10 protein-coding genes are annotated in these 13,581 nt (G+C 34.8%); 1 reads left to right on the top strand and 9 read right to left on the bottom strand.

From position 1 onward, the window contains the following. Positions 1-50 precede the first annotated feature (50 nt). Genes HUE53_RS09215 through HUE53_RS09180 form a run of 8 tightly spaced genes read right to left on the bottom strand, consistent with a single transcriptional unit; the run spans position 51 to position 11,506 of the window. Positions 51-1,853: a cytochrome c oxidase subunit I gene (locus HUE53_RS09215; RefSeq protein ID WP_014164175.1), complete on the bottom strand. Its 1,803-nt coding sequence runs from the start codon at positions 1,851-1,853 to the stop codon at positions 51-53. 33 nt (positions 1,854-1,886) lie between these two features. Further along, positions 1,887-3,065 (bottom strand): cytochrome c oxidase subunit II, encoded by a 1,179-nt coding sequence (locus tag HUE53_RS09210; RefSeq protein WP_192188431.1) that lies wholly within the window; start codon positions 3,063-3,065, stop codon positions 1,887-1,889. Between the two features lie 19 nt (positions 3,066-3,084). Beyond that, complete coding sequence (locus tag HUE53_RS09205) at positions 3,085-4,572, bottom strand: cation-translocating P-type ATPase (protein WP_065213774.1); 1,488 nt, start codon at positions 4,570-4,572, stop codon at positions 3,085-3,087. Positions 4,573-4,591: 19 nt separating this feature from the next. Continuing rightward, complete coding sequence (locus tag HUE53_RS09200; RefSeq protein WP_060381574.1) at positions 4,592-5,140, bottom strand: c-type cytochrome; 549 nt, start codon at positions 5,138-5,140, stop codon at positions 4,592-4,594. A 7-nt stretch (positions 5,141-5,147) separates the two neighbouring features. After that, complete coding sequence (locus HUE53_RS09195) at positions 5,148-5,672, bottom strand: DUF3341 domain-containing protein (protein WP_014164171.1); 525 nt, start codon at positions 5,670-5,672, stop codon at positions 5,148-5,150. Between the two features lie 6 nt (positions 5,673-5,678). Continuing rightward, positions 5,679-7,085 carry an NrfD/PsrC family molybdoenzyme membrane anchor subunit gene (gene nrfD, locus HUE53_RS09190; protein ID WP_014164170.1) on the bottom strand — a complete coding sequence of 469 codons (1,407 nt, stop codon included), beginning with the start codon at positions 7,083-7,085 and terminating at the stop codon, positions 5,679-5,681. Positions 7,086-7,111: 26 nt separating this feature from the next. Beyond that, on the bottom strand, positions 7,112-10,138 hold the full coding sequence (locus tag HUE53_RS09185) for a TAT-variant-translocated molybdopterin oxidoreductase (RefSeq protein WP_065213775.1): 3,027 nt from the start codon (positions 10,136-10,138) through the stop codon (positions 7,112-7,114). Positions 10,139-10,171: 33 nt separating this feature from the next. Then, a complete protein-coding gene (locus HUE53_RS09180) occupies positions 10,172-11,506 on the bottom strand; it encodes a c-type cytochrome (protein ID WP_014164168.1) in 1,335 nt (444 codons plus the stop codon). 215 nt (positions 11,507-11,721) lie between these two features. Between HUE53_RS09180 and HUE53_RS09175 the strand changes: the two genes are divergently transcribed. Then, on the top strand, positions 11,722-12,111 hold the full coding sequence (locus HUE53_RS09175; protein WP_014164167.1) for an SPOR domain-containing protein: 390 nt from the start codon (positions 11,722-11,724) through the stop codon (positions 12,109-12,111). A 67-nt stretch (positions 12,112-12,178) separates the two neighbouring features. Here HUE53_RS09175 and HUE53_RS09170 read toward each other — a convergent pair whose 3' ends face one another. Next, complete coding sequence (locus HUE53_RS09170) at positions 12,179-13,552, bottom strand: NADH-quinone oxidoreductase subunit N (RefSeq protein WP_192188430.1); 1,374 nt, start codon at positions 13,550-13,552, stop codon at positions 12,179-12,181. Positions 13,553-13,581 lie beyond the last annotated feature (29 nt).

Genomic DNA, 13,581 nt, shown 5'->3' with positions numbered 1-13,581 from the left:
ATAAAAAAAATGCCTCTCAAAAGAGAGGCATCTAAAGAAAGTTTTTATAATTAAGCGTGATGTAATTCTTGTTCTCCTTCTTTCATTGGAACCGTTTGAGGAACAAAATCTTCCTCATGTCCTGGTTTAGAATAATCATAAGCCCAACGATGTACAGTTGGTAATTCACCAGGCCAGTTACCATGCACATGTTCTACTGGTGCAGTCCATTCTAATGTATTAGATTTCCAAGGATTTTGTTCAGCTTTTTTACCAAAGAAAATACTATAGAAGAAATTCCACATAAATATTAACTGAAAGGCAGCTCCTACCAATGCAAAAACGGTAATTAATACGTTAACATCAGCTAAATCGTCAAACAAAGGAAAATTTGAATTCGTATAATAACGACGTGGTAAACCAGCCATACCTATAAAGTGCATTGGATAGAAAACACCATAAGCACAAACTGCAGTTATCCAGAAGTGAATATAACCTAACGTTTTATTCATCATTCTACCAAACATTCTAGGAAACCAGTGGTAAACGCCAGCAAAGAAACCATATAAAGCAGAAATACCCATTACCAAGTGGAAGTGAGCCACTACGAAATACGTATCATGAACATTAATATCTAAGGTTGAATCCCCTAAAATAATACCTGTTAAACCTCCCGAAATAAAAGTTGAAACTAAACCTATAGAAAATAACATTCCTGGATTCATTTGCAAGTTCCCTTTCCATAAAGTAGTAATATAGTTGAATGCTTTTACTGCAGAAGGAATTGCAATTAATAATGTTGTAAAAGTAAACACTGACCCTAAGAAAGGATTCATTCCTGATAAGAACATATGATGCCCCCAAACAATGGTTGATAAAAACGCAATAGCCAACATTGAAGCAATCATAGCACGGTAACCAAAAATTGGCTTACGAGCATTTGTAGCTATAATTTCAGATGTAATACCTAAAGCTGGTAATAATACAATATATACCTCAGGGTGACCTAAGAACCAGAATAAATGTTCGAATAAAACGGGAGAACCTCCTTGGTAGTGCAATACCTCACCTGAAATAAAAATATCGGACAAGAAGAAAGAAGTACCTAAACTTCTATCCATAATTAACATTAATGCCGCTGACAATAATACAGGGAAAGAAACAATACCAATAATTGCTGTAATAAAGAAAGCCCAAACGGTTAATGGTAAACGGGTCATAGACATTCCTTTAGTTCTTAAGTTAATAACTGTAACCACATAGTTCAAAGACCCCATTAAGGACGAAGCAATGAATATAGCCATAGAAGCTAACCATAAAGTCATCCCTGTACCTGAACCTGGAATTGCTTGTGGTAAAGCAGATAATGGAGGATAAATAGTCCAACCTGCTGATGCTGGTCCCGACTCAACAAATAAGGAACAAATCATTATTACTGCAGATAGGAAAAACAACCAATAAGAAACCATATTCATAAATCCTGAAGCCATATCTCTAGCTCCAATTTGTAATGGAATAAGTAAATTACTAAAAGTACCACTTAACCCTGCTGTCAATACAAAAAATACCATGATCGTACCATGTATTGTAACTAATGCTAAATAAATATCATTGCGCATTACTCCACCTGGAGCCATTTTTTCACCTAAAAGCATTTTGAAAATTCCAAAAGACTCTTCTGGCCATGCAATCTGCATACGGAATAATAAAGACATTACTACCCCAATGATTCCCATTATAATACCTGTAATAAGGTACTGCTTAGCAATCATTTTATGATCAATACTAAAAATATATTTAGTAATGAACGTATCTTTATGGTGGTGTGCGTGATCGTGATCGTGTGCGTGATCGTGCTCATGTGCTGCTGCCATATTTTTCTATTTAAATTTCTTGATTACGTTATATTATTTTTTAACAGCTGTTGAATCAGCCACTTCAGCTACTACTACAGTATCTGCTTTTTTTGGAGCTTCTACTTCTTTTTTAGCACCAGCAGCTTCAGCTGCTTTTGCAGCTTGCTCTTCTTTTACAGCTTTAAAGATAGTACCTTTATCCTTTAACCATGCTTGGAACTGATCTGGTGTATCTACAACAATTTTCATTTGCATATTGTAGTGAGATGCTCCACAAATCTTGTTACATAAAACTAAATAATCAAAAGTATAAGGATCTAAAGCCGTTTTACCTTGCGCTATTAGTTCAGCACTTTTCTTAGCTCTTATCTTATTAATTGCTGCCACTTTTTCTACAATTGCAGGATCTTGACGCATTTCATCCGTTGTCATAGTAGGCGTAAAAGCAAATTCAGTTACCATACCTGGAACACAGTTCATTTGGGCTCTAAAGTGAGGCATATAAGCAGAGTGAATAATATCTTGTGAACGTAATTTAAACAATACTTTTTTCCCTTTAGGAATATGCAATTCTTGAACTGCAATATCATCTTGCGCATTTGGATCATTTAAATCAATACCTAGAGTATTAACTCCTTCTATTAAGCGCACATTAGCCTTACCTAACACATTATCCTTACCAGCATAACGAGCCTCCCAGCTAAATTGTTTTGCATATAGCTCAACAACTATTACATCATCATCTTTATCAACAAACATAATATTTGTCCAAGTATACAATCCGTAAAGGATTAAACCTGCTAAAGTTATTACAGGAATAATAGTCCAAATAAACTCTAATTTATCGTTATCTGCATAATACAAAGCTTTTTTACCTTTTTCTCCACGATATTTAAAAGCGAAATAATGTAATAATACTTGTGTAATTGCCTGTACTAAAAATATAATCCCTAATGAGATACTCATTAATCGATCATAATCAGGTCCATGTTCAGATGCTGGTGTGCCTAAAGCTAAATGTCCCCATTTTAACAATCCATAGATCATGAAAATGTAAAGGAATGCAAGAAAACCAATCATTAAATATCCATGAACTTTATTATCATTATCGGTAGCAATTTGTGAATCATCATCCTTTCTACCCACTTGAGTCAAGTCGAAAATTTTAGTCATTTGCCATATAGCAATCGATAATAAGACTAAAACCGTTAGAACCAACAAAGTTGTCATCTGTTTTCTTGTTTAATTATTAATAATGAAAATGTTTACTTTCTTCTATATAAGGGTTACCTTTTGCTAATAAAGGAGCTTTAGTTAAAGCAGTAAATACAACGTAAATAAATAAACCTGCAAAGAAAGCTACCGATCCAATTTCTGCTGCACCAATAAACCATTGATCTCCTACCGTAGCAGGGAAAATCATATTATGGAAATCTAAATAGTGACCACATAAGATTACAACACCAGCCATAGTAATAATCCAAGGCACACGTTTGAAATCAGAATTAATTAAAATTAACAATGGAAAAATGAAATTCATTACAACCATACCAAAGAATGGTAAATTGTAGTTTTCAATTCTAAATTTAAAATAAGTCACCTCTTCTGGAATATTAGAATACCACATTAACATGAACTGTGAAAACCATAAATAAGTCCAAAATACAGAAACACCAAACATAAATTTAGCTAAATCATGAAAATGGCTATTATTGATAAACTCTAAATATCCATTCACTTTTAAGTATAAAGTAATTAAAGCAATTACTGTGATACCACTTACAAAGAAAGAGGCAAATACATACCATCCAAATAAGGTAGAGAACCAATGTGGATCTACTGACATAATCCAATCCCAAGACATCATAGACTCAGAAACTAAGAAAAATGCTAAGAATGCCGCAGATGCTTTAAAATTCTTTTTATAGTAAGATAAATCTTTTGTTTCATCTAAAGCTAATGAGTTTTTACGAGTATAATGACGATAAAACATCCAACCTCCTAAAAATATAGCAGCTCTAATTAAGAAAAAAGGTACATTTAAATAACCTGATTTTCCTTGAATTAAATGATCATGAGCCACTACTTCTGGATCCATCCATATAAATAAATGATTGATATGAACCCCTGCTAATACTAAAATTACAAATACGAGTATCCCACCAGGTACAATATAAGAAGTGATTGCTTCCATTACTCTAAATAAAGCTGGAGACCAACCTACTTGAGCTGCCCATTGAATAGCATAAAACGCTAATACTCCCAATGAAATCAAGAATACAAATAATGCACCCACGTACAATGCTGCCCATGGTTTATTTTGTAATTGATGGAAGACATGCTCAACATGCTCTTGGTGATCATCATGTGAAATTGCTTCAGTACCTGCTACAGCTTTTTCTTGATGTTTTACTTCTTCATGAGAAGCTGCTTCCGTATGCACAACTTCTTTTACTCCTTTAGCCACAGTATCTAATCCTTCTGTTTTAGCTACCGCAGAATCAGTTGCAACCATTTTATCTGCATGGGCTTCTTCTTTATGTTCAGGAGCCATTTCATGCTTAGTGTCAGCATGTGCTGGTGCAACATGGTGTTCACCATGTGCATCAGCTGCTAATATTTTTTCTACGTCCTCAGTAGTCTTAGGTGCATTGAAAAAACCATACCCTATTCCTAAAAGACCAAGTGCCATCAGGACAAATGATAAGGTTCTTAATTTGCTTGAAAATGTATACATAACTTAATCGCGTATTTTATTATTTTAATTCAGACTTAAGTTTCATTACGTACTCAGCCACTTGCCATCTTTCTTTTTTATTCAATTGATTAGCATGTGAACCCATTGCATTTAAACCATACGTTTCTACGTGAAAAACACTACCTACAGTAATTGCACGATCTTTATAACTAGGTACTCCTAAGAACTTCTCTCTTTGAACTAACTTACCTTTTCCATCTCCTTTTTCGCCATGACAAGAAATACAGTAAATATCAAATAATTCTTTACCTTTTTCCATATTAACAGCAGAAGAATCCAAAGGAGACTTCATTGCTTTTGATGCTTCATATCCAGCTGGAGTATTTGGTAATTCATAAGGAACAAAACCTCTCTTGATAGAGCCTTGAGCAGGTAACTGTCCTTCTTTACCATTTTTGAAAGCATTTGATTCAGAATAAGTCTCATAAGCCACTGACTCATACATATTTGGAAAAAACTGATAGTTTGGCTTATCATCACTTTTACATGAAAACAGTAATGAAGATAACCCCATTATTGCTGTTAAGGAATATACTACTCTTCTCATAATCTTATTAATGCTTTTCTACCACTTTCACTTCCACAGCACCTGTGCTTTGTAAGAAAGAAGTTAATTCGTCTTCATTATTATTAACAGCAACCTCCATTAAAAAGTGGTCATCTGTTGTACGTACATCTGGATTTTCAGCTTCTTTAAATGGCCATAATTTACTTCTCATATAAAAAGTAATTACCATTAAGTGAGCAGCAAAAAATACAGTTTCTTCAAACATTACCGGCACAAAGGCAGGCATATTCTGATAAAATGCAAAGCTTGGTTTACCTCCAATATCTTGAGGCCAATCACTAATCATGATATTATTTAATAACCAAGTGGCAAATGATAAACCAGTACATCCATATAAGAATGCTGCAATAGCAATTCTTGTAGGTGCTAACCCCATTGCTTTATCTAAACCGTGAACCGGGAATGGAGTATAGACTTCTTCGATGTGGTGGTGTGCTTTACGGGTAGCTTTTACGGCATCCATTAACACATCATCATCATTATATAGTGCATGTATAACTTTATGACTCATGACTTATTAGTGATTATCGTGATTATGACCATTTTTTTCTCTATCTGCTTTGTAATTATCACCAGATGTTTTCAAGATTGTTTTAACCTCTGCTTGTGCTACTACTGGGAATGTTCTAGAATATAACAAGAACAATACAAAGAAGAAACCTATTGTACCAACAAAAATACCTATATCAACAAATGTTGGAGAGAACATTGTCCATGAAGAGGGTAAATAATCACGGTGTAATGAAGTTACGATAATTACGAAACGTTCAAACCACATACCAATGTTTACTACAATTGAGATAATGAATGAGAACATGATACTTGTTCTTAGCTTCTTAAACCACATAAATTGTGGAGAGAATACATTACAAGTCATCATTGCCCAGTATGACCACCAGTAAGGACCTGTAGCACGGTTTAAGAAAGCGTATTGCTCATACTCTACTCCCGAATACCAAGCAACAAATAACTCAGTAATATAAGCACATCCTACAATTGATCCTGTGATCATGATAACAATATTCATTAATTCAATATGTTGGATCGTGATATAGTCTTCTAAATTAGACACTTTTCTCATGATAATTAACAACGTATTTACCATCGCGAAACCTGAGAAAATTGCACCTGCAACGAAGTACGGAGGTAAGATGGTAGTATGCCATCCTGGAATAACCGAAGTAGCGAAGTCAAAAGATACAATCGTGTGTACCGAAAGTACTAACGGAGTAGCTAAACCAGCTAATACAAGAGAAACCTCTTCAAAACGTTGCCAGTCTTTAGCTCTACCCGACCATCCAAAAGATAGTACTGAGTAAATATGTTTTGTAAATGGCGTCACTGCACGGTCACGTAACATAGCAAAGTCAGGTAACAAACCAGTCCACCAGAAAACCAATGAAACTGATAAATATGTTGAAATTGCGAATACGTCCCATAATAATGGGGAATTGAAGTTAACCCATAACGAACCAAACTGGTTTGGTATAGGTAATACCCAATACCCTAACCATGGACGTCCCATGTGAATGATAGGGAATAAACCAGCCTGAACTACTGAGAAAATAGTCATTGCCTCAGCAGAACGGTTAATAGCCATTCTCCATTTTTGACGGAATAATAATAATACAGCAGAAATTAATGTACCTGCGTGGCCGATACCTACCCACCATACAAAGTTGGTAATATCCCATGCCCAACCTACTGTTTTATTTAACCCCCAGGTACCAATACCTTCGGTTATAGTGTATAGCATACAACTAGCTCCCCAAAGGAACATAGCTAATGCGATATAAAATACTGTCCACCATTGTTTGTTCGCTTTTCCTTCTACAGGACGAGCTACGTCTACCGTTACATCATGGTAGCTTTTGCTACCAAGTACTAAAGGCTTTCTGATAGGTGCTTCGTAATGAGACGACATAATCCTTTATCTTATTTCAATTAATATTAATTTCTAACTTTAACTTGGTAAACCACATTTGGTTGAGTACCTACATGCTCTAATAAATGGTAAGAACGTTCTCCAGCAGCTAATTTAGCCACTTGCGATTCTTTATCATTTACATCACCAAATATCATCGCTCCTGACGTACACGCATTAGAACACGCCGTTTGGAATTCACCATCTTTGATAACACGCCCTTCATTTTTCGCTTTTAAGATAGTAGCTTGAGTCATCTGGATACACATTGAACATTTTTCCATAACCCCACGAGAACGTAAGTTTACATCTGGATTTAATGCCATACGCCCTAAATCATCATTCATGTGATAGTTAAACTCATCATTTTGGTTGTATAAGAACCAGTTGAAACGACGTACTTTATAAGGACAGTTATTGGCACAGTAACGAGTACCTACACAACGGTTATATGCCATGTGGTTTTGTCCTTGACGCCCGTGTGATGTAGCCGCTACAGGGCATACCGTTTCACATGGAGCATGGTTACAGTGCTGACACATTACCGGTTGAAATACTACTTGTGGGTTTTCTGAAGCTGATTCTAATTCGATATATTTATTTCTCGAATCTAGTAATCCAGACGCTGAGTGTTTTTTCTCATTATCCCCTTCAAAAGTAGTTTCAGAAGAATAGTATCTATCAATACGTAACCAGTGCATATCACGGCTTCTTCTTACTTCTGATTTACCTACTACTGGAACGTTGTTTTCAGCATGACATGCAATTACACATGCTCCACAACCTGTACAAGCGTTTAAGTCGATAGATAAATTAAAGTGGTGACCGATTGTTCTATCAAAAGACTCCCATAAATCTACTGATGTAGAAGGCACTTCTTTATGATCTAAAGATACTAGAGGCATTACATTCCACTCCGCAGCATCTTTTGTATTAAAAATTTCTAAAGTAGTTTCTTTAATGATGTCATTACGACCCATTAATGTTTTTTGTAACTGTACACAAGCAAATTCATGCTCATCATTCCCTTTTTCAACAGCAACATTTTGTACCGTATTAAAGTTTACATAAGCAGGATAAGCATTAACACCTACTTGCATTTCTTCCTTTAAAGAAGCTTTGCGACCATAGCCTAAAGCTAAACCAATAGTTCCTTTTGCCTGACCTGGCTGGATCATTACTGGTACGTTTTCTAATTTCACACCCCCTATAGTAAGAGTAGCTGTATGGCCATTTAAGCCTCCATTAGCAACATTCCAATTTTCAATACCTAATTTTTCAGCATCGGTTTTAGACATTGTTACGTAATTGTCCCAAGAAGCCCTTGTAATTGGATCTGGGAATTCTTGTAACCAAGGGTTATTCGCTTGTTGTCCATCTCCCATACCTGTTTTAGTATATAATACTAACTCCATACCTGCTGATTTAGCATTTACTAAAGTAGCTGCTGCTGTATTAAAATCAGCTCCAGCACCACCAGCCGTAGGTAAAGATATAAATTCAACTCCATCGTGTACTAATTGGTTCCAAGTTTTTAAACCTGCATAAGAACCACGAATGTAGTCATAATAAGATTGAGCATTTTCAGTCCATGATAACAAAGCATCTTGGAATTGAACGGTATCAAATAATGGGCGAATAGTAGGTTGTGTAATAGCATAACTCCCTTTTACAACACTTACATCACCCCATGATTCTAAATAGTGAGGAGTAGCTATAGCGATCGTAGAAGCTAAAGCAGTCTCATCTTCTTTCATTGTGAAAGTAATCGCTAATTTTACTTTTTTTAATGCGTCTGTAAACTCTTTACTATTTGGTAAAGTATAAACAGGATTAACACCACTCATAATTAAAGTATGAACAGCACCTGCATTCATATCAGCAATTAATTGTTTAACATCAGCATTATTCCCTTTACGAATCTGACGTGTATTTCCTGTAATAAAAGCCTCGCTTGATAAAGCACGATTAATTGCTAATACTAATAATTGAGCATTTTTATCATCAATACCACAAACCAAAACACCTTTAGATCCAGCCGCTTTTAATTGTTGAGCTGCTTTTGCAACCTCAGGATTATTAGCTGAACCAACAGCCGAACCTGTTACAATATTATAAATTTGAACTAGAGCTTGTTTTTGCTGTGCCACTGTCATTGGAACACGTTTATCAGCAGCAGCACCAGACAATGTCATATTAGCTTCAAACTGATAGTGTTTAGACATTTTACCATTTTGAGGAATGCGTCCTTGAGCGTAACCTGCATCAAAACCGCCACCTTGCCAATCCCCTAAGAAATCCGCTCCAACTGATACAATTACACTTGCTTTAGAAAAATCATAATCTGCTAAAGCTCTTTCACCATAAACCATTTGGAAAGCATCCAAAGCTTCTGATGAAGATACTGCATCATAAACCACATGCTTTGAATTAGGTGTAACGGTTAAGAATTGACCAATTAAACGATCCGTAGATGGAGAAGCAGAAGTATTAGTTAATAATACAATTTTACCTCCTTTAGTTTTTGCTTCAGCAATACTAGCTTTAATCATAGCATTTGCTTCAGTCCAAGAGGTGTCTTTTCCTGCTATTTTCGAAGTTTTTAAACGTAAGCTATCGTACAATGATAGCACAGACGCATGAACACGAGCATTAGCATGGAAGTTTGCACCTTCTATTTTGTTATTTTCAATCTTAATAGGACGACCTTCTCGAGTCTTTACTAAGATATTAGCAAAATCAAAACCATCCGAGAATGAAGTAGCATAATAATCTGCAATTCCAGGAATGATTTCCTCAGGTTGAACTACATAAGGGATAGACTTATGCACTGGACCTTCACAAGCAGCTAAAGTTGCAGCCGCTGTACTGAATCCTACATACTTAAGAAAATCACGACGTGTTGTATTAGACGATGCAAGTGTAGCAGCATCCCCTAAAAACTCATCTGTTGGAATTTCTTCAACAAACTCGTTATTTCTAAGCGTCTCAACAATAGAGCTATTTTCGTTTAGCTCTTCAACACTTTTCCAGTATTTTTTGTTTGATGACATATTATATATAAAAATTAGCTTCTTAATAAATTATTAGTAGTGACATTTACCACATTCTAGACCTCCCATTTGTGCAGCTGTTAACTTGTCTACACCATATTTTTTAGAAAGTTCGGCATGGATTTTCTCGTAGTAAGCGTTACCTTCTACTTTTACGGCTGTTTCACGGTGACAATTTACACACCATCCCATAGTTAATGGAGCGTGTTGCTTCATGATTTCAAAAGTTTCTACAGGACCGTGACATTTTTGACATTCAATTCCAGCAACTGAAACGTGTTGAGAGTGGTTAAAATACACGAAATCTTGTAAGTTGTGAATTCTAACCCATTTAACTGGTTTTTGCTTTCCTGTATATTTTTGAGCTGTTTTATCCCATCCTACTGCATCGTATAATTTTTGAATTTCAGCCGTATAGAATTCTTTAGTATACTCAACATACGTAGAATCTTTATCCCCCTGGAATTCAGAAATATTTTTGTGACAGTTCATACAAACATTCAATGAAGGAATACCTGCATTTTTACTAGTACGAGCAGCTGAGTGACAATATTTACAATCGATACCATTATCCCCTGCGTGAATTTTGTGTGAATAATGAATAGGTTGAATAGGTGCATAATTTTGATCTACCCCTACTTGCATTAAATAACCATACGCAAAATAAGCACTTACTAAAACCAATAAAATAGTAGATACCAACACTAAGAATTGATTTCTAGCAAACGATTTCCATAAAGGCAACAAGCTGAACTTACGATCTTTCACCTCTACTCCATTAGCAGCAGAAATCTTGCGCAAGGTACTGTAAACCATATACAACATCCCAACTAAAATTGCTAACACAACCGCTAACAACCCTAACACTACATTGTTAGACACACCAGAAGAATCGGTATTTCCACCATTTACAGCTGAGCCAGCTGCTGGTGCCTTTACTTCCTCTTTAGGTTCTGAAGTATACGCTATAATGTTATCAATATCAGCATCTGATAACTGAGGAAAGGCTGTCATTGGAACCTTATTAAACTCCTCAAAAACTTTCACAGCATCAGCATCTCCTGATGCAATTAAACCTTTTGAATTTCTAATCCACTGTCCTAACCAAGCTCTATCACGACGTTCTGCAACACCACGAAGCGCTGGACCTGTCATTTTAGCATCTAACTTGTGACAAGCTGCACAATTTGCGTTAAACAAAGCCTTCCCTGCAGCAGCATCTCCGGCAGCAGCTGGAGCCGCAGCAGCATCAGCTGACGCTGAAGCAGCAGGTTCTTGAGCAAAAGAACTTAAAGAAACAGATAATAGAAACGCTAGATTTAACGCTACTACTCTTAAAAACGATTTATGGTTTCCCACCTTTTTCATAAATTAAATGGTTATCATCTAAATTTGGTATATTCTTTACAGTACAAATCGTACGAATACAATATACCATTTAAAAAACTCTGACAAAAATACGACTTATGAAGTATTCTCAAAACCTTAAATATATCTTAAATATTAATTTATAATTGTTCTAAATAATTTAAAAGACATTCTTTTTTAATTATATCTTACATTTGCTCAAAAAATGATTTATTATGAATATTTTAACATTTTGTAAATCTGTACTTTACATCAGTATTCCTTCTTTTTTCTGCCTATCTATAAATGCACAAAATCCACAAAAAAACATTCAACAAGATCCAAGATTTGAACAACTTTTGAATGAAAAAAGAAAAATAAACAACAATATTCCTCTTTATGATTATTTTAAAATTCAAATTTTCACAGGAGAAAATGAAGAGGCGAAAAAAACGTTGATTGAATTCCGAAAAAACAATAAAAATTTAGAGGGAACTATTGTATTTCATACGCCTATTTATAAAGTTTGGATTGGGAATTTTAGAACTCGAATAGAAGCAGAAAAGAAGTTATCCGATTTAAGAAAAAAATACCCTAATTCGTTTTTAATAAAGCCCAATAAGTAATATTTAGCTCATAAAAAAAGGGAACTATCTAAGTTATGATAGTTCCCTTTTTTATTTAAAGTATTTTTTATCGAATCAAATTCAATATTAGATTTGGGAAAAAACTGATCATCAAATTGGCTACCAACCCTATTACGCCTAACACTAAGTATACCGTAGGCATTTTTTGTTTTTCCTCGTCACTTGGAGCTTTTGTATACATAACTATGATTACTCTAAAATAGTAGCCTGCACTGATTATAGATGCAATTATGGCAGCAACAATTAGAACAATCCAACCTGAATTTATGATTTGATTCAATAAGAAAAACTTAGCAAAAAAACCTGAAAAAACAGGAATACCTGCCATAGAAAGTAATGAAGTGGTTACAATTAATGAAGCAATAGGATGCGTTTTTCCTAAACCATTAAAAAGATCAATGGTTTCATTCTCTTTTCCTTTTGTAACATATAAAACCACAGCAAAAATAGCCAATCCTGAAATAGTGTAGGCTGTTGCATAATAGAACAATATGTTTGCAGAAAAATTAGGAACAATTAAAGCCATTAACATAAATCCTGCATGAGAAATTCCTGAAAAAGCTAACATACGTTTTACGTTATTTTGACGTAATGCCATTATATTTCCAACTATCATAGATGCAATTGAAAGCACTACAATTAATAACTGGAAGTGGTACGTTTGAAAAGGAACTAATAGAGTCGTTAATTTTAATAAAGCGGTCATAGAAACCACTTTTGCTAAAGTTGCCATAGTAGCTGTTGTAAGTGCAGGCGAACCTTCATATACATCTGGCGACCAAAAATGAAAAGGAACAATAGCCACTTTAAACAGCATACCTATTAGAAGAAATATCAAACCAATATTATACCATTGTGGATAATTAGTTGTATGAACTGTTTGATAAATTGTTTGTAAATCAAAACTTCCAGTAGCTCCATAAATCAAAACAATACCAAACAATATAACACCGGAAGCAAATGCTCCCATTAAAAAATATTTCATTCCCGCTTCATTACTACGCAGATTCAAACGGTTACTTGCTGCTAAAACGTATAATGAAATAGAAAGAACCTCAATCCCTAGAAAAAACATGGCTAAATTACCAAAAGATACCATAGCTACTCCTCCTGCTAATAGGAAAACTTTTATAGAAACAAAATCTGAAATTCTAGACATTTTTTCTTTATAAAACTCACCTCCCATTGCAATAAGAAAAATGGTAATTACAATAAACAAGCTAGAAAAAGCGACAGAAAAACGGTCTACAAACATCATGTTGTTTAAGTAGGTACCCAAAAGATTGTACTCAGAAATATTAAAACCTAAAATAGCTAATAAACCTACAATGGTTAAAGGCACAATAGCTTTCCTTGCATTTAGCATTTCAGCTAACATGACAACTACTCCTAATCCTGATATAGCAATTAATGTATTCATCTATACTAATGTTTAAGACATTTGTTCTT

Source organism: Flavobacterium columnare, assembly GCF_014844295.1.
Taxonomy (GTDB): domain Bacteria; phylum Bacteroidota; class Bacteroidia; order Flavobacteriales; family Flavobacteriaceae; genus Flavobacterium; species Flavobacterium columnare.
The sequence above is the reverse complement of the archived record's forward strand: the minus strand, read 5'-3'. Positions and strand labels throughout refer to the sequence as shown.